Raw genomic sequence first — 21808 nt, 5'->3', positions numbered from 1 at the left:
GACTCTCCAACGCCATTACTGAAAGATAACGTATAGTGGAGAGAATCTATCCGCTGATAATAATAGGGCGGATTACTCTCATCTACTATCGCTATACCGATATCCGAAAGAGACGATGGGGTCGTACCAATAGAATCCTTATAAGAATCTATCCGTTCAATTACAGCATTGCCGCCATCAATCATTTGTGATTCATAGCTGCAACTACACAGCATAAGCGGTGTGCTTAAAATGAATAGGACTAATTTCATACTGAGGATTCCGTGTAGTGCATACGGGAGTTGTCGATTCGTGCGAGAGGGTGGTTTATGATCGCTTTTCTAATTAATTATAAGTGCGTCACCTCGGCCGGCTTGCGGTCGATGTAGTTGGGATAGCGGAACTGCGGCATCCCGAAAGCCATCGCCGCACAGATGCGGCGGCCTTCGAGCCCCAGCATCCCGTTCAGCCGCGCCGCCCGGTCCTGCCGGAGAGCCGTCAGCACGAACCCCATGTAGATCTGGCTCACGCCCAGCGCCTCGGCCATCAGCGAAGCGTTCTGACAGGCCAGATTCGCATCCTCGGCCCCGAAACGATTCTCTTTCGGGGCATGGATGAACAGCACCGCCGTCGCACCCCGCAGCACGCGGTCGCGGCCTTCGGCGTACTCACGCCGCAGGCGTTCGAAGACGGGCACATAGCGGTACACCTCCGGCACGATACGGCTCAGCCACGGCCGCACGAGCGGACTTCGCAGACGTTTTTCCAGCTTTCCGAACACCCCGAGGGTGTACTCCGTAATTCCCCGCAGCTTCTCCGGATCGGTCACCAGCGTATAGCCCAGCTGCCGGGCGTTGCTGGCCGTCGGGGCGCGGTCCGCCGCCGCAACGATGCGGTCCAGCATCTCCTGCGGCACGGGAGTCCTTTTCAGGGCCCGGTTCGACCGCCGCACGGCCATCAGCAGCTCCACCTGTTCGGGCGTCGGCAGCGCGGCGTAATCGGCGGCGTGCACCCGTTCTGGCGGGAACGCCTCGTGCGCCACCGACCCCGTGGGACAGGCGGCCACGCAATGACCGCAGACGATGCAACTCCCGGGGTTGCACAGCGTCACCGGAGCCCCGGCTCCCTCCTGTTCGAAAATCTGCGAAGGGCACACCTTCACGCAACGGCCGCAGCGGATGCAGCTCTCCCGGATCGAAATCTCCATCGGGCTCCTAATGGCTCACACCCTCCATTTCGGCGGGGTCGTGCTTGTATTTGAAGACGAGTGCGAAGACGACAGCCACCGCGAGGGCGTATCCCGCGAAGATGAACCACGAATCGGGCCAATGGAAGGCATCCACCACGGCGCCCGCGGCATACGACCCGAAGAAGGCGCCGAAGCCGTTGGTCATAATCATAAAGACGCCCTGCGCCGAAGAACGTATCTCGCGGCTGGTCTCCTTTTCGACGAAGAGCGACCCCGAGATGTTGAAGAAGTCGAACGCCACGCCGTAGACGATCATCGAGAGGATGAGGAACACGGCTCCCGAACCGGGGTTTCCCACGCCGAAGAAGCCGAAGCGCAGCACCCAGGCCAGCATCGAGATCAGCATCACCTTCTTGATTCCGAAACGCCGGAGGAAGAAGGGAATCAGCAGGATGCAGAACGTTTCGGACATCTGCGACAGCGAGAGCAGGATCACCGAATGTTTCACGATGGCCGAATCGGCATACTGGGGCATCGTTCCGAAATTCTGGATATAACTGTCGCCGAAGGCATTGGTGATCTGGAGCGCGGCGCCCAGCAGCATCGAGAAGATGAAGAAGACGGCCATGCGCTTCTCCTTGAAGAGCGCGAAGGCGCGCAGTCCCAGCGTATCGACCCACGACTGCTTGCGCACGCCGCGGTTGACGGCGCATGCGGGCAGCGTGAACGAGTAGACGGCCAGCACGAACGACAACGCCGCCGCGACATACAGCTGCCAGGCGGTGAGTTTGATCTGCACGCCGCCGATATGCACCAGATCGACGAACCACATGGCGGCGATGAATCCCACGGTGCCCCACACGCGGATGGGCGGGAAGTGCTTTACGCTGTCGAGTTTCGCCAGATCGAGGGCGTTGTAGGCCACGGAGTTCGACAGCGCAATGGTCGGCATGTAGAACATCACGCTCAGCAGCATGCAGCTGTACAGCGGCGCATATTGGGTCTGCGCGGCCGCGGCGATGAGGAACCCGCCGCTGACGAGGTGGCAGATGCCCAGCAGTTTCTGTGCCGGAACCCAGCGGTCGGCGATGATTCCCATAACGGCGGGCATGAACAGCGAGGCGACGCCCATCGTAGCGAAAAAGCTACCTATCTGCAATCCGGAGAAACCGAGCCCCCCGATATAGGCCCCCAGCGAGATGAGCCACGAACCCCAGATCGCATACTGGAGGAAGTTCATGACGATAAGCCGGAATTTAATTCCCATAATCTTCTGATTTTGTGTAAATTTTAAGTTTCAAACGGTTTTCCCTTCGCGGGATTATAACAAATGTACGAAAAAATTTCGGTAATTTTCTTTGCATTTGAAAAATAAAGTCCTACTTTTGCATCACCAAAATCTACTGAGCTATGGTGTAACGGTAACACAACAGATTCTGGTCCTGTTATTCCAGGTTCGAATCCTGGTAGCTCAACTCAAAAAGGATGCCTCGCATGCGGGGCATCCTTTTTCGTTCTCGGGCTTATTTCCCCGCGTCCTGCGCGCTCCGGTGGAGGGGAAGGGCCGCCGCCCGGAGCGAACAGACGGTACGATGCCTCGGACACCGCCGACAAAAAAGCCGGGAGAACCCCCTCCCGGAGTTCTCCCGACTGTACGGACAAAGCCAAAGGGCTATTTGCCGAGCCCCATCTTCTCGATCAGGGCCTTGGTTTCGGGTTTGTGGCCCCGGAAACGCTCGTAGAGCTTCATCGGATGTTCCGTGCCGCCTTTCGAAAGGATGTTGTCGCGGAACGACGAAGCCACCTCGCGGCTGAAAATACCCTTCTCCTTGAAAAGCGAGAAAGCGTCGGCCTCGAGCACCTCGGCCCACTTGTAACCGTAGTAACCCGCCGCATAGCCACCCGAGAAGATGTGGCCGAACGAGGGCGCCATAGCGGTTCCCGCAATGACGGGCATCACCTGCGTCGGGGCCATCGAAGCCACCTCGAACTGCTCCACGTCGCCGTCGAACGGCTCGGTGAGCGTATGCCAGGCCATGTCGGTCATGCCGAACGAGAGCTGGCGCACGTTGGCGTAGGCCGCCAGGTAGTTCTGCGCGGCGACGATGCGGTCCACGATCTCGGCGGGAATCGGCTCGCCGGTCTCGTAATGCACGGCCCACAGGTCGAGGAACTCCTTCTCGGTGGCCCAGTTCTCCATGATCTGCGAAGGCAGCTCCACGAAATCACGGTAGACGCTCGTGCCGGTCAGCGACTCGTATTTACCCTCGCCCAGCATGCCGTGGAGGGCGTGCCCGAACTCGTGGAGGAAGGTCTCCATCTCGTCGAAAGTCAGCAGCGAAGGCGTCGTCTCGGTGGGCTTGGTGAAGTTCATCACCAGCGACACCAGCGGGCGGGTCTCCTTGCCGTCCTCGATCTTCGTGCCGCGGAATTCGGTCATCCACGCCCCCGAACGCTTCGAGGCACGGGGGAAGAAATCGAGATAAAGCACCGCCATGAAACGGCCGTCGGCATCCGTCACGTCGTAGGCCGTCACGTCGGGATGGTAGACCGCGATCTTTTCATTAGGCGTGAAATTCAGCCCGTAGAGTTTGTTGGCCAGCATGAAGACGCCCTTCTTCACGTTTTCGAGTTTCAGGTAGGGTTTCACCAGCTCGTCGTTCAGGGCGTATTTCTCATCCTTGTATTTCTCGGTGTAATAGGCCCAGTCCCAGGGCATCAGCTCGCCTTCGAAGCCGAGCGACGCGGCATAGTCGGCGACCATGCGGTAGTCGGCGTCGGCATAGCTCTTGGTCTCGGCGAGCAGTTCGGCGAGGAAGTCGTTGACGGTCTTCGTGTTCTCGGCCATGCGGTTTTCGAGCACGTAATCCGCATAGCATTTGTAACCCAGCAGATTGGCCATCTTCAGGCGCGTGTTGACGATCTTCTTCACGATCCCGGTGTTGTCGTATTCGCCGCCCAGCGCCTTGGAGCCGCTGGCCCGCCAGAGTTTCTCTTTCAGGGCACGGTTCGACGAGTAGGTCATGAAGGGAAGGTAGCTGGGGTATTGAAGCGTCACCGTCCAGCCCTTTTCGCCGCGGGCCTTGGCCTCGGCGGCCATCCCCTCCTTCACGAACGCCGGCAGCTCGGCCACCACCTTCGGATCGGTGATGTTGAGCGTAAAGGCGTTGGTCGCGGCCAGGGCATTCTGCCCGAATTGCAGCGTCAGCGCCGACAGTTCGGAGGAGTACTGGCGGTAGAGCTCCTTATCGGCGTCGGACAGGGCCGCACCGCTGCGGGCGAAGCCCTTGTAGGTGTTCTCCAGCAGTTTTTTATCCTCTTTCTTGAGGCGTCCCGGATGCTCGTAGACGTATTTCACGCGGGCGAACAGTTCGGGATCGAGCGAAATGTCGTTCGACAGCTCCGTCAGCTTGGGCTGCACGCGCTGCGCGATCTCCTGCATCTCGTCCGACGAATCGGCTTCGAGCAGGTTGAAGAAGAGCCCCGAGATGCGGTTGAGCAACTCGCCCTGACGCTCCAGCGCCACGATCGTGTTGCCGAAAGTCGGCTTCTTGGGGTTCTTGACGATCGCCTCCACCTCGGCGCGCGAGCAGGCGATCGCGGCGTCGAACGCCGGTTCGTAGTCCGAGAGTTTGATCTCGGAGAACGGCGGGGTCTCGTGAGGCGTATCCCATGCGGCCAGCAGGGGATTCGACATATCCAGTTCGGGCAGCTGCGCTTCGGGGATCGAATTGTCGGCACAGCCTGCCGCCATAGCGGAAACAGCCATAATAAAGAGTGCTTTTTTCATTTTTTATTTCGGTTTTCGGGTTTCTTTCTGAATGGGTTTCGTCCGGTCAGTTTTCGGGAACAGCCTCTACGCGGAAGCCCTCGGCAGGCTCAGGCGAGCCGGCCAGCGAATCGACCGGTTCGGGTTCGTTCCACAGCCCCCGGCTGCGGAGCATCGCCCGCTTGTCGGGGTCCTTGCCGCGGAAATCGCGGTACATGGTCATGCCGTCCTCCGAACCGCCGCGGGCGAGGATCTTGCGGCGGAAATCGTCGGCGATCTTCTTGTTGAACAGGTCGCCGCTCTCGCGGAAGGCTTCGAAAACATCCTTGTCCAGCACCTCGGCCCACGTGTAGAAATAGTAGCCCGCGGAGTATCCGCCGTCGAAGATGTGCGAGAAGTAGGGATAGCGGTAGCGCGGCTCGATCTGCGGAATCAGCCCGCGTTTTTCGGTCAGGGCCTTCCGCTCGAACTCCATCGGGTCGAACGGCTCGTATTCGGTGATCGAGTGGATGTCCATGTCCGACAGCGACGCGGCGATCAGCTCCGTGGTCATGAAGCCCTGGTTGAACAGCTCGCTGCGGCGCAACTTCGCCACCAGATACTCCGGAATCACCTCGTTCGAACGGTAGTGCACGGCGTACTGCTTCAGCACCTCGGGATCGAAGGCCCAGTTCTCCATCAGCTGCGAGGGCAGCTCCACGAAATCGCCCTCCACCTCGGTCAGTCCGCGGTACTTCACGTCGTGGAAGAGGAAATGGAGCGCATGCCCGAATTCGTGGAACAGCGTTTCGGTTTCGTCGAGGGTCAGCAGCGCGGGGGCATTGCTCGTCGGACGGGTGAAGTTGCAGACGATCGACACCACGGGCGCCACGCGCTTGCCGTCCTCGTAGGTCTGCTCCACGTAGTTGCCGCACCACGCGCCCTGGCTCTTGCCGTCGCGCGGGAAATAGTCGAAATAGAGCACGCCCAGATGCGATTCGTCGGCATCGAGCACCTCGTAGGCGATCGCATCGGGATGGTACAGCGGCACGACGATGGGACGGAACGTGATGCCGTAGAGGCGGTTCGCCAGGAAGAAAATCCCCGACTGCACGTTCTCCAGCGAGAAATAGGGACGCAACAGCTCCTCTTCCAGCTGGTATTTCTGCTTGCGGACCTTCTCGGCATAGTACCACCAGTCCCACGAGGCGAACTCCCCGTCGGGATGATCCTTTTTGAAAAGCTCCTCCATCTCGGCCAGTTCGCCCTTGGCGCGCTCCAGCGCGGGCGTCCAGATCTCGTTCAGCAGCTTGTAGACGGCGTCGGTCGTCCCGGCCATCTCGTCGGCCACCACATAGTCGGCATACGACGGATAGCCCAGCAGATGGGCCTTTTCCGTGCGCAGACGGATGAAGTCGTTGATCAGCTGTTTGTTGTCGTACTCGTCGCCGTTGTTGCAGCGGTTGAGATACGCCTTGTAAATCTCCTCGCGCAGTTCGCGTTTCTGGGAGTAGGTCAGAAACGGGATCAGGCTGGGTTTGTGCAGCGTGAAGACATACTTGCCCTTCTTGCCCGTCGCTTCGGCCTTCTCGCGGGCCTGATCGCGGACGTTGGAGGGAATGCCGTCCAGGTCGGCCAATTCGAGCACCAGCGCATAGTTGCCGTTCTCAGCGAGGATGTTCTGCCCGAACTTCACCGCAGCCAGCGACAGTTCGCCGTTGATGGCTTTCAGACGGGCTTTCTGCTCGGCGTCGAGCAGCGCCCCGGCGCGCACGAAATCGCGGTAGGTCTTCTCCAGCAGACGGTTCTGCTCGGCATCGAGCTCCAATGCGCCGCGCCGGTCGTAGACGGCCTTCACCCGTTCGAAGAGCTTTTCGTTCAACAGAATCTTGTCGGCGTGCGCCGCCAGCAGGGGCATCACCCGCTCCTGCAAAGCCTGCATCTCGGGGGTGTTCTCCGCGGCGCAGAGCATGCCGAAGATCAGCTCCGTCTGCGCGAGCATACGCCCCGAGCGGTCGTAGGCGAGGATGACGTTCTCGAACGTCGGGGCGTCGTTGTCCGACGTGATGGCGTCGATCTCGGCGTCGTGCAGCGACATGCCGCGCTCCAGGGCGGGCAGGAAGTGTTCGGGAGCTATCCGGTCGAAGGGCGGCACCCCGTAGGGCGTATTCCATTCGGCGAAAAAGGGATTTTCGCCCGCATGCTTGTCGGATTTGCAGGACACGAGTGTCATGGTCAGAATAAGTGTCAATAAAGCGGTGATACGTTTCATGCTGTCGTGTTATTTTAGTAACTTTGCCGCATATTATTTACAAAGTTACAATAAAATTCCATAAATAACGCCTCCGATCATGCAACTATTTTACGCACCGGACATCATGCCGCCCCTGTACGCCTTGGGCGAGGAGGAGTCGAAACACTGCGTCCGCGTACTGCGTCTGCGGCGCGGCGGACGTATCCATATAACCGACGGACGGGGCAATTTATTTTGCTGCGAGATCACCGACGACGATCCCAAACGCTGTACGGTGCGGATCGTCAGCGTGGAAGAGGAGTTCGAAAAAATGCCCTATGCGCTGACTCTGGCCGTCGCGCCGACGAAAAGCCCCGACCGTTTCGAGTGGCTGTTGGAGAAGGCCACCGAGGTCGGCGTCACGGAGTTCCTGCCCCTCGACACGGCCCACAGCGAACGGCACGTCTTCAAGCCCGCACGGAGCGAGAAGGTCATCACCGCAGCCCTGAAACAGTCGCTGAAAGCCTACCGCCCGGCGCTGCTGCCCCTCACGCCCTTCCGCGAAGCGGTGCTGCAGCCCTTCGAGGGACGGCGTTTCATCGCCCATTGCGCCCCGGCCCGGTCGCCCGAAGGCAAGGTCTACCTCCCCGACGCGCTCCGCCCGGGCGAGAAGGCCGCGGTCTTCATCGGCCCCGAGGGGGATTTCTCGCCCGAGGAAATCGACTTCGCCCTCGCCCGCGGGTTCGAGGAGATCACCCTCGGCACCCAGCGTCTGCGCACCGAAACGGCGGCCCTCGCGGCAACGGTCATGGCCTCGGTCGTAAACCCGCCTAAGAGTCGGGACTTATGAGCGGCGGAAGCGGGAAACGGGATTTGACGTGCAAAATCCTGCCGCAGCACCTAAAACCCGCTTTTTAAGCGGGGGTTTTGATACTTTTGCCGCCAAAAGTACATAATCAGACTGCGAATGTTAAAAATATAAAACCTGAATAACTTGCAACGCCTCCACACCATCTTCCTGTCGTTCTTCAAGATCGGACTCTTCACCTTCGGCGGCGGCTACGCCATGCTGCCGCTGATCGAGCGGGAGCTCATCGCCAAACGCAAATGGATCGAGCAGAAGGAGTTCCTCGACCTGCTGACCCTCGCGCAGTCGGTTCCGGGACCGATCGCCGTCAACACCTCGGTCTTCGTGGGCTACAAGGTCCGCGGCTTCGGCGGCGCCGTGGCGGCCCTGCTGGGGTGCGTGCTGCCGTCGTTCGCCATCATCCTGGCCATCGCGCTCTTCTTCTCCGACATCCGCCAGAACCCGGTCATCGACGCCGCCTTCAAGGGCATGCGCCCGGCCGTCGTGGCGCTCATCATCGGCCCGGTCATCTCGCTGGCCCGGGGCATGCACTGGACCATGCTGGGGGTGATCGCCCTCGCGGCCCTCGCAGTCTGGGGGCTGGGCTGGTCGCCGATCTGGGTGCTCGCCGCCGCAGCCCTGTCGGGCATCGCGTGGGAACTCGCAACCGTTAAAAAGAAAGGAAAGCAATGATACTCTGGCAACTCTTCCTGTCGTATCTCAAAATCGGATTCTTCGGATTCGGCGGCGGCTACGCCATGCTGTCGCTGATCCAGAACGAGGTGGTCGTGCAGCACCAATGGATGACCAACGCCCAGTTCGCCGACATCGTCGCCGTGTCGCAGATCACCCCCGGCCCCATCGCCATCAATTCGGCGACCTACGTGGGTTACAGCGTCGGGGTCCAGACCGGACACCTCTGGTGCGGCATCCTCGGGTCGGTGATCGCCACCTTCGCCGTCTGCCTGCCGTCGCTCACGCTGATGATCCTCGTGGCGCGCTTCTTCATGCGGCTCCAGCACAACCGGCTGGTCGAGGGGGCCATGCGGGGCATGCGTCCGGCGGTGATCGGCATGATCGCCGCGGCGGCCCTGCTGCTGATCTTCCCCCACAGCGATGCCCCCGGCGATCAGAACTTCATCGACGCCTGGAGCTGGGTGCTGTTCGGCGGAGTCTTCGCAGGGTCGTGGCGCAAGGTCAACCCCATCCTGCTGATCGTCCTTTCGGCCGCGGCCGGAATACTCATCTATTACGTGTTCTGACGTGCGCCGTCAGCCCGCCGTACAAACGCCGGGCCCGCGTCAGCACATGCAGTATCCCCAGGATTCCCGCGGCAAGTCCCGCGGCGTAATGGCACAGCCCGACCGGCGTGTTGGCCCCATCTACGCAGCACAATAGCAGCACCGCCGTAACAAGCAGCGGAACGCATACGGCCGACAGCGCCGATACGATCCGGCTCCTGCCCTTCGGGCCTTTCGCCCACAGCCCTCTATACCACCCCCAATGGTCCCTGACGTGTATGGCTCCGAACACCGTAAACAGCAGACCGACGAGCGTGTGGAACACCGCCCAGTCGTGCCATGCCTCATGGTCCGCGCCGTGCCCGGCGACATGCAGTTCCAAACCCGTATATACCGTCAGCGCAAAAAGAGGCGCCAATACTGCATCCACAAGGAATACAAACCGTTTTTCGTTCATCGTTTTTTTGATTGCAAAATAACGGCTTGCCGGGCAAACGGACAATGGACGCCACGAGGCGGGATTTGGACTATTCGAGGTATTTTTTCCGATAGGCGGTGGGATTCATTCCGGTCTGCTTCGTGAACAGGCGGGTGAAATAGGCATAGTCGTCGAAGCCCAGTTCGCAGGCTATCTCCCCGATGTTGCGCGTCGTATAGACCAGCATGCGCTTCGCGCGCAGCACGATTTCGTTCCGGATGTACCTGCCGACACTCTCCCCGGTCACGTTTTTCACCACCTCGTTCAGATAGACCGGGGAGATATGCAGAGCCGCCGCATAGTGGGCCGGATTCCGGACGATCCGGCCGTCTCTCGCCAGCAGTTCCCTGAATGCCAGCACGATTTCCACATGCCGCCGGTTTCCGGGCAATCGGCCGACCGCGCTCCGCAGAATCTCCGTCACCATCCCCATCAGCGCATCCGACAGATACCGCACGATGCGTTTCGAATCGTCGTTCTCCAGGCTGTCCATCCTGCGGAGGATCATCGCAAACAACCGTTCCAGTTCGTCCCGCTGCGCCCCGGCGGTACGGCAGGGCGCCGGACACAGCGCATATTCGGCGAGCACCTGCTTATTCGGGGGATCGACGAGCGCAGCGTCCGCAAAGAGGAGCAGCGCCTCGGCGTCGCCGGCATCCGCGACGCGGTGGACCTGTCCCGGCCGGACAGCCACGACATCGCCCTCCGAAAGGCTATACTCCCTGAAGTCGATGCCGACACGGCAGCTTCCGCCGGTCACCAGCCCGAACACATAGAAATCGTCGCGGTGGGCATATCCGACAGGCTCTCCCGCCGACCGGGAAGCGATCTCCTTGACGAATATCCCGAAATCGGAACGCTGGGCCGCCTTGTGCAGGGGGATGGAGGCGGATTCCGGATTCACAGCGCCAACAGCATGGTCCCGCCCGTCAGCAGCAGGAACAGGAAAGCCGCGAGGAACAGCATGCCCAGCACGGCGACGAAGGTTCCGATGCACCCCCACCGCTGGTCGCCGCCCGGCAGCGGGTCGGTCAGCAGGGCGATGACGAGCCCCACCAGCGGCGTGAAGATCACGCTCAGAAGAAACGCCCAGCCGAAGCCGATGCGCCGGCGGCTGCCGATGATCCCCACCAGCACGGAGAGGAAACAGCCGCTCAGAAGTCCGAATATCAAGGTCAGAACACTCATATCTTGCGTTTTAATCCAATGTCAAAAGGCCCCTACCGCGTGAACCGGTAATAGGTCCCCAGCGGCAGTTCCTTGCCGGCGCGGTCGGAGAAGCACAGTTCGCCCCACTGTTCCGTGCGCGGAGCCCCGAACGCCTGCCTGACGGCGGTGCGGGCCAGCGTCGGGGAAAGCCCCATCGAATAGAGGTTCAGCACGAGGAAGGCGTTTTCCGGCTCCAGCAGCCGCGCACAGCAATCCAGCATCTCGCAGATGTCGTCCTCCAACACCCACTTTTCGCCGTTGGCCCCGCGCCCGTAGGCCGGAGGATCAAGGATGATGCCCCGATAGCGGCTGCCGCGGCGAACTTCGCGCCGCACGAATTTCAACGCATCCTCGACGATCCACCGCACGCCCTCCAGACCGCTCTGCTCCATATTCTCGCGCGCCCACGTCACCACCTGCTTCACCGAATCGACGTGCGTCACCTCGGCTCCGGCGGCCCGGGCCGCCAGCGTCGCGCCGCCCGTGTAGGCGAAGAGGTTCAGCACCTTCGCGCCGCCCGAATCCCCGGCCAGCTTCCGGCACTCGTCGTAGATGAAGTTCCAGTTGGCGGCCTGCTCGGGGAAGATCCCCACGTGCTTGAACGATGTGAGCCCCAGCCGCATGCGCAGCCGCATCCCCCGGTAGGAATATTCCACCGTCCAGCGGTCGGGAGTCTTGGGCGCAAGACGCCATTCGCCCCGCTCGTCGCTGCGGGCGTCGCGCAGGAACGCGGCGTCGGCCATGCGGCGCCACTCCTCTTCGGAAAGCGTCCGCCGCCAGATGGCCTGCGGCTCGGGACGGCGCGTCACATAACGCCCGAAACGCTCCAGTTTCTCGAAATCGCCCGTGTCGATCAGTTCGTAATCCCCGAAATCGGGTGTCAGCTGCTCCTGCATTATTTCAGATTTTTCGTGCAATCAATTAGTGACATTTCGCAGGCCGCGCAGTCGAATTCCAGCCGGTAACGGTGCGCGCCGTGCTCCAGATAGAGGTCGCCGCGCAGCCGCGGACGCTCGCGGAGACACTCGCCGATCTCGCGGCGGATGCAGTAGGCCGAACGCATCACCCGATGCCCGGCGGTCGTCGGCGCGAGGTCCAGCCCCCGCTCGATGCGCACTACCCCGTGGTCGCGGTAAAACGCCTCGGCCAGCCGGTTGGTGACGTTCTCCTCGGCCGTCAGCCGCTCCGAAGGATACCGCGCCGCCGGATTTTCGGGCAGAATGCGGTGTTCCAACGGCCTGTTCCGGCGCGCCTCGTCCAATGCGGAGAGCGCTTCGCGGCGCACCTCGGCGGCCAGCGACGCCGGCACGAACCACTCCGCGCCCCGCACCTCCGCATCCCGTACTGCAAAAATCGTGTCGCCCGACTTCATCGCCTGTACCCGCAGCGCCGAAGCGTTGGCGCCGGGATTCTTCGCCCGGTCGAGCGGCACGGTGCGCGCGGCCGAAGCCGTGACGCCCTCGCAGTCGGTATACGTTATCGCAAAGCCCTCCGCCGAGACCTCCGCGACGGCCGTGGCAGGAATCACCCGCCGCGTGCGGCTGCGCTCCAGCCGGAGGTTGAACAGCCGGTCGGAATTGCGGTAGACCTCCGCCCCGGCGACGATCCCCTCCATGCGGTTGGGCACGATGCGGCGCCCCTCCGCGGCATTGACATTGGTTCCGGTCACGCCGTGCGGCGTGATGAAGCAGATGCCGTCGCCCGGAGCCAGTTCAGCCTCCCCGAGAAGCGTAAACCCATTCCCGAAAACCTTCGCCACGCGCCCCACATACTCGCCGACGGCCTTCGGGGTGTCGAACGACGCCACCCCGGGACGTTTTCCGGCAAAAAAGTATTCGGATTCCCCGCGCGTGAAGCTCTTCGAGGGATCGGGCGTGAAGTCCGGGACGCTCTCGCCCGCGGACGACCGCACGAACCCCGGCCGCACGGCCAGCGCCTCGTCCACCGCCCGGCGGTAATAGGCCACGACGTTCTTGATATAATTGGTGTCTTTCAGACGCCCTTCGATCTTGAAGGAGGTGACGCCCGCATCCAGCAGGTCGCCGATGCGGTGCGATAGGTTCATGTCGCGCACCGACAGCAGGTGTTTGCCGGCGATGTAGGTGCGTCCCCGGCCGTCGGTGAGGTCCCAGGCCAGGCGGCAGGGCTGGCTGCATGCGCCCCGATTGCCGCTGCGCCCCGACATCGACCGCGAAAGGAAACAACGGCCGCTGAAACCCACGCAGATCGCCCCGTGGACGAAGCATTCGACCTCGGCCGCCGTGGCCGAGCAGATCGCCCGGATCTCGTCCAGCGACAGGTTCCGTTCGAGGATCACCCGCGCGAAGCCCGCCTCGCCCAGAAAACGGGCCCCCTCGGGCGTCGAGTTGCACACCTGCGTCGAGGCGTGCAGTTCGACGGGCAGCGACATCCGCCGCAGGGCCATGTCCTGCACGATCAGCGCATCGACGCCCGCGGCGATCAGCTCCCGGGCCTGCCGTTCGGCCTCCTCCAGCTCGTCGTCCCACACCAGCGTGTTGAGCGCGGCATGGACCCTTACGCCATAGCGGCGGGCGTACTCCACGACGCGGGCGATCTCCTCCGCGGAGTTGCCCGCGGCCTGCCGGGCCCCGAACTTCGCACCGCCGATATAGACGGCGTCGGCGCCGTAATCCACGGCGGCCACGGCCGAGGCGTAATCTTTGGCGGGAGCCAGGAGTTCGACGGTTTTCACGAATGCGGAATTTTGCACAAAAATAAGACAATTTCAGGAATTGTTTTGTAATTTTGCCCTTCGAAACGCGAAAACATAAAAATCACCCGATACTATGCTTACGATAAAGCAAATCCGCGACGACAAAGAGGCTGCCGTCCGCAAACTGGCGAAAAAAGGCATCGACGCCGCGCCCGTCATCGAAAAAATCATCGCCTTCGACGACCGCCGCAAGGCCGTCCAACTGGAGCTCGACAACACGCTGGCCGCCCAGAACAAGGCCGCCAAGGAGATCGGCGCACTGATGGGCCAGGGCCGCCGCGAGGAGGCCGAGGAGCGCAAACGCTTCGTGGCCGACCTCAAGGAGAAATCCTCGCGCCTCGAAGCCGAACTGAACGACGTTCGGCAGGAGTTGCAGGCCGCCGTCGTTTCGCTTCCGAACTTCCCCGCCGACATCGTCCCCGAAGGCAAGACGGCCGAGGACAACCTCGTGGTGAAACTCGTGGAAAACTACACGACGCTGCCCGAAAACCCGCTGCCCCACTGGGAGCTGGCCCGCAAATACGACATCATCGACTTCGACCTGGGCGTGAAGCTCACCGGCGCCGGATTCCCCGTCTACAAGGGGAAGGGTGCACGGCTCCAGCGTGCGCTGATCAACTATTTCCTCGACTGCAACACCCGGGCCGGCTACCTCGAAGTCGAGCCTCCCGTGATGGTCAACGAGGCTTCGGGCTTCGGCACGGGACAGCTTCCCGACAAGGAGGGCCAGATGTACCACGCCACGGCGGACAATTTCTACCTGGTGCCCACGGCCGAGGTTCCCGTGACGAACATCTACCGCGACGTGATTCTCGAAAAGGAGGATTTCCCGGTGAAGATGACCGCCTACACCCCCTGCTTCCGCCGCGAGGCCGGCTCCTACGGCAAGGACGTGCGCGGACTGAACCGCCTGCACCAGTTCGACAAGGTGGAGATCGTGCAGCTGTCGCTGCCCGAAGTCTCCTACGAGGCGCTCGACGGCATGGTGGCCCATGTCGAAGGGATCGTCAAATCGCTCGGGCTCCCCTACCGCATCCTGCGGCTGTGCGGCGGCGACATGTCGTTCACCTCGGCGCTGACCTACGACTTCGAGGTCTACTCCGAGGCCCAGAAACGCTGGCTGGAGGTGTCGTCGGTGTCGAACTTCGAGTCGTTCCAGGCCAACCGCCTCAAACTCCGCTACCGCGACGAGGAGAAGAAAATCCAGCTGGCACACACGCTGAACGGCTCCTCGCTGGCCCTGCCGCGCATCGTGGCGGCGCTGCTCGAAAACTTCCAGACCCCGGAAGGCATCCGCATCCCCGAGGTGCTGGTTCCCTACACGGGTTTTGATATTATCAAATAAGTTTCTATATTTGCACTGCACACATTAACCATAAACACGAAAAACAATGGCTTACAAAATCACTGATTCCTGCGTAGCATGCGGCACCTGCATCGGCGAGTGCCCGGTAGAGGCTATTTCGGCCGGCGACATCTACGTCATCGACGCCGACAAGTGCATCGACTGCGGCACCTGCGCAGGCGTTTGCCCGAGCGAAGCGATCGTTTCGGAGTAACGAACGGAATATCCGAAAGGAAAGCACACCCCGCAGTTTCGGCCGCAGGGTGTGCTTTCGGTTTAAGACAGAGCGATGGACGATCTTGAAAAAATGAAGGCGGGCCTCTGGCTCCACGCCATCCGCCCGCAGATCGGCGAAGCCCTGCGGCGTGCCGAGGAACTGGTATTCGAACTCAACCGGCTGGCCCCGAGCCGCCGCGAAGAGCGCGAGGCGATCATCCGCCGGCTGTTCGGGCGCATCGGCCGGGATTTCACCATCCACAGCCCGTTCCACTGCGACTTCGGGGAACAGATCTCGATCGGCGACCATTTCGTCGGCAACTTCAACCTGACGATCCTCGACGAGGCCCCCGTGACGATCGGCGACCACGTCTTCATCGGTCCCAACGTGGGGCTCTACACCGTCAGCCACGCCCTGCTGCCCGACCAGCGCAACGCGGGCATCATGCGTTCGCTGCCCATTGCCATCGGCAACAACGTCTGGATCGGGGGCAACACGGTGGTGATGCAGGGCGTGACGATCGGCGACAACACGGTGATCGGCGCCGGGAGCGTCGTCACGCGCGACATCCCCGCGGGGGTGATCGCCGTCGGGTCGCCCTGCCGGGTCCTGCGGGAGATCACCGAAGCAGACCGTATAGCGGAGGTGTATTGAATGTCATTGCGAGCCCACCTAAGAGATGAGGTTTAGGGGGGGGGAGTGTGGGAACGCTCTCCGTTCGGCTCCGCGCCTTTTCCGTCATTGCGAGGAGCCGCAGGCGACGTGGCAATCCGATAGAAGACCAAGACCTTACAACGCATCCATCGGATTCCCACGCTCACTGACGTTCGCTCGGAATGACCCACCTAAGAGGTGGGTTTTAGGAGGCGGCAGTCTTGTAGCAACGCTCTCCGTCCAACTCCACGCCTTTCCCGTCACAGCGGAAATCAGACGATTCCGTTCGACAAATCTTTCCACAACGGATTCCGGGAGTCAACCAGCTCCATCTTCCGTTTCCGGCTCCAGCTCTTGATCTGTTTCTCTCGGGCAATCGCATCCCGAATGACCGAATACTCCTCGACGTAAATCAACTTATGGACGTTATAGCGGCGTGTAAATGCGGACAAACCAGCCGCATGTTCTTTCATGCGCCGGGACAGGCATGTCGTAACACCGACATACAGCACCGTATGCAGTTTATTGGTCAATATATATACATAACCGCTTTCCATACCGATCCTACTGCGGTCTCTCCGGATCGCCGCGTCGCCTGCGGCTTCTCGCAACGACGTGAAACCCCATCGTTCTATTCGTAAAGCAAGTATTTCGTTCTCCGTTCGCGGTAGCGTTCCACATCGCCGGCCCAGCGGGCGCGTATCTCCGCCTCCGGGGCTCCGGCGAGGATCATCTCGCGCACCCATCCCACGCCGACCAGCTTTTCGAACATCGGCGTGAAGAACTTGTCCCCCATCCCCAGGTCCGTACAGGCGTCGATCACGTACCGCAGCGAAAAGCCCACCTCGCGGGCCTCGGCGAGCGGCATGCCGCTCAGATCGACGCCCCGGCACAGCCGTCCTTCGAGCGGCGGATGCTTGGCCCCGGCCGTCGGACGGGGCGTGAAAGAGAACATGCGTCCGGTCATATCCGGATGTCCGTACATCTCGAACGGTTTGTCCGTTCCCCGTCCGAGGCTGACGACGGTGCCTTCGAAAGGGCACAGCGCGGCATAAAGATACACGGCACGCGCGGTCGGCAAGTTGGGCGACGGCGCCACGGGCAGGAGGTATTCGGTCGCATGGGTGTAGTTGCGACACTTCACGACGGTCAGGGCGCATTGCTTCGCCCATCCCTCCCCGGCGGCCATGCGGGCGATCTCACCCATCGTCAGGCCGTGGAGCACGGGAACGGGAATCGCCCCGACGCCCGACCGATATTTCATGTCCAGCACGGGACCGTCGATGATGTGTCCGTTGGGGTTGGGACGGTCGAGCACCACGACCCGGCGGCCGAAATCGGCGCAGGCATCCATCATCCGCAACATCGAGATATAATAGGTATAGAACCGCAATCCGACATCCTGCATATCCACGACCAACACGTCGAACGAGCGCATCGTCTCGTCCGAAGGACGTTTCGTGTTGCCGTCGTAGAGCGAGCGGATGGGAATGCCCGTCCGTGCATCGACCGAACTTGCGACATGCTCCCCGGCGTCCGCCGTGCCGCGGAATCCGTGTTCGGGCGAGAAGATCGCCGCCACGTCGAAGCCCGCCCCGTGAAGCAGGTCCACGAGATGCACCCGCCCTGCGGCATCGGCCCCGGGCGCTCCGGGCATCTCCGCCACGGAGGTCTGATTGGCCAGCACGGCCACGCGCTGCCCCCGGACGAGCGGGAAATAGGCCGCCGTGTCGGTCATGCCCACCAGCACCCGGGCTGAAAGGGCCGACGGCAAAAGCACCGCCAACAACGATATGACGCTAAGCCTGCGCACCGAACTCCATTAAATATCCCTTGATGAACTGGTCCAGATCGCCGTCCATCACCGCCTCCACGGCCGAGGTCTGGACGCCCGTACGGTGGTCCTTCACGCGGCGGTCGTCGAAGACGTAGGAGCGGATCTGCGATCCCCACTCGATCTTTTTCTTCGAAGCCTCCAGGGCCTGCTGCGTCGCCATGCGCTTGTCCAGCTCGCGCTGATAGAGCTTCGATTTGAGGATGCGCATGGCGTTCTCGCGGTTCATCAGCTGCGAACGGGTCTCCATGTTCTCGATCAGAAACTCCACGGGTTCGCCCGTATCGGCATCCTTGCCGTGGTAGCGCAGGCGCACCGCCGTCTCGACCTTGTTGACGTTCTGGCCGCCGGCGCCCGACGAGCGGAACGTGTCCCACTCGATGTCCGACGGGTTGACCGTGATCTCGATCGTGTCGTCCACGGCGGGCGAAACGAACACCGACGCAAAGGTCGTCTGCCGCTTGTTGTTGGCGTTGAACGGCGAAAGGCGCACCATGCGGTGCACGCCGTTCTCGCTCTTGAGGTAACCGTAGGCGTACTCGCCCTCGAACTCCATCGTGCAGGATTTCACCCCCACTTCGTCGCCGGCCTGATAGTCCAGCACCTTGACCTTGTAGCCGTGGGCCTCGCCCCAGCGGGTGTACATGCGCATCAGCATCGACGCCCAGTCGAGGGCCTCGGTGCCGCCCGCCCCGGCGTTGATGTCGAGGATGGCTCCCAGTTTGTCCTCCTCGCGGCGCAGCATGTTGCGCATTTCGAGATTTCCGATCTTCTCGAGCGTCGCCGCATAGTGGGCGTCCATCTCGGCCTCGGTCACCACCCCCTCCTTCACGAAATCGGGCATCAGCGCGAGGTCCTCGGCATCCTTGCGCACGGCGTCGTAGTCATCGACCCACGCCTTGATCGCCGCCACCTTGCGCAGCTGTTCGCGCGCCTTGTCGGGTTCGTCCCAGAAATTCGGTTCCTGGGTCTTCTCCTCCTCGTTGCGGAGGTCGATGCGCTTCTGTTCGATGTCGAGACAGCGTTCCAGCGCCTCCCGGCGCTGTTCGATCTCCTTGATCTGTTCGGCAAGTACCATAGTTTTCGATTAAATGCTAACAAAAATACGGCAAATAATCCGGAAGTGCAATATCCATACGAAAAGAGCCGCCGATCGGCAGCTCTTTTATCCGGCACTACCGCAATTCAGGCAGTGTGAACGCAGCCGGACGCTGGTCGAAAGGTTTGTAAACCCAATCGGGGAACAACTTGAAATGGAAAATATCGCCCGCATAAATCTGGTAACACGGTTCCGGATTCTCCTTGTAAAAGAGCTCGACCTTCCACCGTTTCTCGATCGCCTCGATCAGGCGGGCGAATTTCTCCACATTGAGGGCGCTCGGATGCAAGTTGTCAAGCGAATCGGTACCTATACCGCCCATTGCAATAGAAACGATCTTTCCGGTATAATCGCACAAAATATAGAGAAAGATACCTCTCATGTCGCTCGTCTTTGCAGCAGCATATTTCTCGATCTCTTCAGGAGTATAGACCGAGCGAATTATCCGTTCCAATTCATCATTGCCGGATATCCCCGTAATCCGAAGTTTCGCCTCATCCCGGAGGAGCAGTGTCCGGCGGGCGTTGGACTCATATTCAAGAAAATCCCCGGACTCCCAAAATTTCTCCCAGGCCGCATTCATCTCCGGCCTTGTCAGTCTGTAAAAGTCCGACCGTTTGACAAGGCAATAGGTCTTGTCGCCCACCTTATATTCTTTCACAATCTGCGACGGCGTAACGTCGGCACGTGCGGGAGCGATCATACCGACCAAAAGCAATACCGAAAGAAAAAACAATAGCTTTTTCATAGGCTAATTATTCGATGGTTTTGCAATATAAATAAAATATTCATAATCAGCAAATCACAATAAAAAAAAACAGACATCGGAACCATGCCTGTTTTTCAATAAACCAAAAAACGTATTCTCACATTTTTTCGTGCAGTTTCCGTGCGGCGAATTCCAGAATGAAATCGGCCGTGCCCTCGTCGCCCAGCACCGAGGAGCTCACGCAGAGGTGGTAGGTCGAAGCCACGCCCCATGTCCGCGAACTGTAATAATTGTAATACGAAGCGCGGCGGGCGTCCACGCGCTCCATCAGAGCCTGCGCCTCGGCGGGAGTGCAGCCCTGCCGCGTGCAGATGCGGCGGCAGCGGTCTTCGTCGTCGGCCGTGATGAAGACGTTGACGCAGCGCGGATTCTCGCGCAGGATGTAGTCGGCGCAGCGGCCCACGAAAACCGCCGACTCCCCGGCGGCGACCTTGCGGATCACGTCGCTCTGAATCTTGAACAGCGCGTCGTTCGACAGAACGTTCGTCATGCCTGCGTCGTCGCCCGCGAAGGGTGCGCGCAGGTAGCCGATCATCGTCGAGAGCACGCCGCGCGACTCCTTTTCATCGGCCTTTTCGAAAATCTCGGGACAAATGCCGCTCTCCCGGGCGGCCAGGTTGATCAGCTCCTTGTCGTAGAGGCGGATGCCCAGCCTGCGGGCGATGATCTCCCCGACTGTCCTGCCGCCGCTGCCCAGCTGGCGGCCGATGTTGATGACGAATTTTTCCATATCCCTATCCCTCTTTGGCGGTATTCGCGGCGCCGATGGCGCGGAATTTCCGCAGTTGGTAAGTCAGCATGAAGAACGCCACGAGCGACGCCAGGAAATCCGACAGCGGCATGGCGCACCACACGCCCCAACTGCCGCTCCACTCGGTGCAGGCGTCGAAGATGCGGGGCAGGAAGATCAGCCCCGGCATCAGGAACAGCAGCTGGCGCGACAGCGACAGGAAGATCGCCTTGCCGGCCATGCCGACGCTCATGAAGAAGTTCGTGGCCACCATCTGAAACCCGATGATCGGGAAGCAGAAGAAGACGATGCGCATGCCCTCGACCGACAGGCGGATCAGCTCCTCGTCGGAGGTGAACATCCCCACGGCCATGCGCGGCAGGAACTCACCGATGACGAATCCCGCCGTGGTGACGCACGTGGCGCCGATGATCGTCAGTTTCAGCACGCGCATCACGCGGTCGTACTGCTTCGCGCCGAAATTGTACCCCGCGATGGGCTGCATGCCCTGGTTGACGCCCAGCACGATCATCACGAAGAAGAAAGCCAGCCGGTTGACGATGCCGTAGGCGCCGATCGTCAGGTCGCCGCCGTACTCTTTCAGTCCCTTGTTGATCAGGATGACGATGAAGCAGGCCGCGAGGTTCATCAGGAAGGGCGACATGCCGATGGCGAGCATGTCGCGCACGATCTTCTTCCGCAGGCGGTAGATGCCGCGCCGGAAGTGGAGCAGCTCCCGTTTGTCGGAGAGAATCCGGAACTGCCACACGAGCGCGATGATCTGCGCCAGCACCGTGGCGACGGCCGCTCCGCGAATGCCCCAGCCGAACCCGAAGATGAAGATCGGGTCGAGGACGGCATTGATGACCACCGTGATTATGGTGGCGTACATCGACTTGCGGGGATGCCCCGAGGCCCTCAGCACGGCGTTCAGTCCCAGATACATATGGGTAATGACGTTGCCCAGCAGGATGATCGTCATATACTCGCGGGCATAGCCGATCGTGGCCTCGCTGGCCCCGAAGAAATAGAGGATCGGATCGAGGAAAAGCAGCGTCACGAGTCCGAACGAAACGCCGATTATGAGATTGAGCACCAACACATTGCCCAGCACCCGCTGAGCCGTCTCATAGTCCCGCTGGCCCAGACGCATCGAGATCAGCGTCGCAGCGCCCACGCCCACCAGCGAACCGAACGCCGCGGCGAGATTCATCAGCGGGAAGGTCAGCGCGAGGCCCGAAATGGCCAGCGGCCCCACTCCGTGGCCGATGAAAATGCTATCGACCATGTTGTAGAGCGACGAGGCCGTCATGGCGATGATCGCCGGCACGGCATATTGCACGAGCAGCTTGCGGATACGCTCGGTCCCGAGCTCCAAAGCTGCCGATTTAGTTTCGGAATTCATAATTCAGAATTCAGAATTCAAAATTCATAATTGGAAAAACAATCCGGAATCCATAATTGTGAATTATGAATTCTGAATTGTGCATTGGAATAGCCGC

21 protein-coding genes and 1 tRNA gene are annotated in these 21808 nt (G+C 60.9%); 7 read left to right on the top strand and 15 right to left on the bottom strand.

Features of this window, described 5'->3' with window-relative positions:
* Positions 1 to 328 precede the first annotated feature (328 nt).
* Both NQ519_RS10800 and NQ519_RS10795 read right to left on the bottom strand, forming a co-directional pair.
* Entirely contained in the window at positions 329 to 1186 is an 858-nt protein-coding gene (locus NQ519_RS10800) for a nitroreductase family protein (protein WP_019151144.1), read from the bottom strand.
* A 7-nt stretch (positions 1187 to 1193) separates the two neighbouring features.
* Positions 1194 to 2435 carry a nucleoside permease gene (locus tag NQ519_RS10795; protein WP_019151145.1) on the bottom strand — a complete coding sequence of 414 codons (1242 nt, stop codon included), beginning with the start codon at positions 2433 to 2435 and terminating at the stop codon, positions 1194 to 1196.
* Between the two features lie 137 nt (positions 2436 to 2572).
* Here NQ519_RS10795 and NQ519_RS10790 point away from each other — a divergent pair.
* Positions 2573 to 2643: transfer RNA gene (locus NQ519_RS10790), tRNA-Gln, on the top strand.
* Positions 2644 to 2840: 197 nt separating this feature from the next.
* Here NQ519_RS10790 and NQ519_RS10785 read toward each other — a convergent pair.
* Both NQ519_RS10785 and NQ519_RS10780 read right to left on the bottom strand, forming a co-directional pair.
* Positions 2841 to 4922: a M3 family metallopeptidase gene (locus NQ519_RS10785; RefSeq protein WP_019151146.1), complete on the bottom strand. Its 2082-nt coding sequence runs from the start codon at positions 4920 to 4922 to the stop codon at positions 2841 to 2843.
* Positions 4923 to 5004: 82 nt separating this feature from the next.
* Positions 5005 to 7188, bottom strand: coding sequence for a M3 family metallopeptidase (locus NQ519_RS10780; protein ID WP_026076612.1), 2184 nt, complete (start codon positions 7186 to 7188; stop codon positions 5005 to 5007).
* A gap of 79 nt (positions 7189 to 7267) precedes the next feature.
* On the opposite strand from NQ519_RS10780, the gene NQ519_RS10775 reads away from it, so the two are divergent.
* The 3 genes from NQ519_RS10775 to NQ519_RS10765 all read left to right on the top strand — a co-directional run bounded on the left by NQ519_RS10775 (position 7268) and on the right by NQ519_RS10765 (position 9258).
* Positions 7268 to 7999 (top strand): RsmE family RNA methyltransferase, encoded by a 732-nt coding sequence (locus tag NQ519_RS10775; RefSeq protein WP_026076613.1) that lies wholly within the window; start codon positions 7268 to 7270, stop codon positions 7997 to 7999.
* Between the two features lie 144 nt (positions 8000 to 8143).
* The gene (locus NQ519_RS10770) at positions 8144 to 8689 is read left to right on the top strand and encodes a chromate transporter (protein ID WP_019151149.1); all 546 of its coding nucleotides are present in this window, start codon (positions 8144 to 8146) and stop codon (positions 8687 to 8689) included.
* The gene (locus NQ519_RS10765) at positions 8686 to 9258 is read left to right on the top strand and encodes a chromate transporter (protein ID WP_019151150.1); all 573 of its coding nucleotides are present in this window, start codon (positions 8686 to 8688) and stop codon (positions 9256 to 9258) included. Before NQ519_RS10770 ends, NQ519_RS10765 begins: the two co-directional genes overlap by 4 nt.
* Here NQ519_RS10765 and NQ519_RS10760 read toward each other — a convergent pair.
* From NQ519_RS10760 to NQ519_RS10740, 5 genes are all read right to left on the bottom strand, one after another.
* Positions 9239 to 9667 carry a DUF4405 domain-containing protein gene (locus tag NQ519_RS10760; RefSeq protein ID WP_257005757.1) on the bottom strand — a complete coding sequence of 143 codons (429 nt, stop codon included), beginning with the start codon at positions 9665 to 9667 and terminating at the stop codon, positions 9239 to 9241. The genes NQ519_RS10765 and NQ519_RS10760 overlap by 20 nt on opposite strands.
* 97 nt (positions 9668 to 9764) lie before the next feature.
* Entirely contained in the window at positions 9765 to 10619 is an 855-nt protein-coding gene (locus NQ519_RS10755) for an AraC family transcriptional regulator (RefSeq protein WP_019151152.1), read from the bottom strand.
* The gene (locus NQ519_RS10750) at positions 10616 to 10903 is read right to left on the bottom strand and encodes a hypothetical protein (protein ID WP_019151153.1); all 288 of its coding nucleotides are present in this window, start codon (positions 10901 to 10903) and stop codon (positions 10616 to 10618) included. Before NQ519_RS10750 ends, NQ519_RS10755 begins: the two co-directional genes overlap by 4 nt.
* Positions 10904 to 10935: 32 nt before the next feature.
* On the bottom strand, positions 10936 to 11820 hold the full coding sequence (locus NQ519_RS10745) for a class I SAM-dependent methyltransferase (RefSeq protein WP_019151154.1): 885 nt from the start codon (positions 11818 to 11820) through the stop codon (positions 10936 to 10938).
* Positions 11820 to 13637 carry a peptidase U32 family protein gene (locus tag NQ519_RS10740; protein ID WP_019151155.1) on the bottom strand — a complete coding sequence of 606 codons (1818 nt, stop codon included), beginning with the start codon at positions 13635 to 13637 and terminating at the stop codon, positions 11820 to 11822. Before NQ519_RS10740 ends, NQ519_RS10745 begins: the two co-directional genes overlap by 1 nt.
* 94 nt (positions 13638 to 13731) lie before the next feature.
* Between NQ519_RS10740 and serS the strand changes: the two genes are divergently transcribed.
* The 3 genes from serS to NQ519_RS10725 all read left to right on the top strand — a co-directional run bounded on the left by serS (position 13732) and on the right by NQ519_RS10725 (position 15874).
* Positions 13732 to 15003 (top strand): serine--tRNA ligase, encoded by a 1272-nt coding sequence (gene serS, locus NQ519_RS10735; protein WP_019151156.1) that lies wholly within the window; start codon positions 13732 to 13734, stop codon positions 15001 to 15003.
* 46 nt (positions 15004 to 15049) lie between these two features.
* The gene (locus tag NQ519_RS10730; RefSeq protein WP_019151157.1) at positions 15050 to 15217 is read left to right on the top strand and encodes a DUF362 domain-containing protein; all 168 of its coding nucleotides are present in this window, start codon (positions 15050 to 15052) and stop codon (positions 15215 to 15217) included.
* 75 nt (positions 15218 to 15292) lie between these two features.
* Positions 15293 to 15874, top strand: coding sequence for a sugar O-acetyltransferase (locus NQ519_RS10725; RefSeq protein ID WP_019151158.1), 582 nt, complete (start codon positions 15293 to 15295; stop codon positions 15872 to 15874).
* Between the two features lie 272 nt (positions 15875 to 16146).
* Here NQ519_RS10725 and NQ519_RS10720 read toward each other — a convergent pair whose 3' ends face one another.
* The 6 genes from NQ519_RS10720 to NQ519_RS10695 all read right to left on the bottom strand — a co-directional run bounded on the left by NQ519_RS10720 (position 16147) and on the right by NQ519_RS10695 (position 21711).
* Positions 16147 to 16431 carry a GIY-YIG nuclease family protein gene (locus NQ519_RS10720; RefSeq protein ID WP_026076614.1) on the bottom strand — a complete coding sequence of 95 codons (285 nt, stop codon included), beginning with the start codon at positions 16429 to 16431 and terminating at the stop codon, positions 16147 to 16149.
* A gap of 74 nt (positions 16432 to 16505) precedes the next feature.
* On the bottom strand, positions 16506 to 17660 hold the full coding sequence (locus NQ519_RS10715; protein ID WP_147513257.1) for an exo-beta-N-acetylmuramidase NamZ family protein: 1155 nt from the start codon (positions 17658 to 17660) through the stop codon (positions 16506 to 16508).
* A 13-nt stretch (positions 17661 to 17673) separates the two neighbouring features.
* Entirely contained in the window at positions 17674 to 18786 is a 1113-nt protein-coding gene (gene prfB / locus NQ519_RS10710; protein ID WP_019151161.1) for a peptide chain release factor 2, read from the bottom strand.
* Between the two features lie 97 nt (positions 18787 to 18883).
* Complete coding sequence (locus NQ519_RS10705) at positions 18884 to 19453, bottom strand: hypothetical protein (protein ID WP_161603987.1); 570 nt, start codon at positions 19451 to 19453, stop codon at positions 18884 to 18886.
* A gap of 220 nt (positions 19454 to 19673) precedes the next feature.
* Entirely contained in the window at positions 19674 to 20306 is a 633-nt protein-coding gene (locus NQ519_RS10700) for a cytidylate kinase-like family protein (RefSeq protein WP_019151163.1), read from the bottom strand.
* 4 nt (positions 20307 to 20310) lie between these two features.
* The gene (locus tag NQ519_RS10695) at positions 20311 to 21711 is read right to left on the bottom strand and encodes an MATE family efflux transporter (protein ID WP_019151164.1); all 1401 of its coding nucleotides are present in this window, start codon (positions 21709 to 21711) and stop codon (positions 20311 to 20313) included.
* Positions 21712 to 21808: the final 97 nt, after the last annotated feature.

This window comes from Alistipes senegalensis JC50 (assembly GCF_025145645.1).
In the GTDB taxonomy this organism is placed as follows: domain Bacteria; phylum Bacteroidota; class Bacteroidia; order Bacteroidales; family Rikenellaceae; genus Alistipes; species Alistipes senegalensis.
Note: the sequence above shows the minus strand (reverse complement) of the source record. Positions and strands in the feature narration are given on the sequence as shown.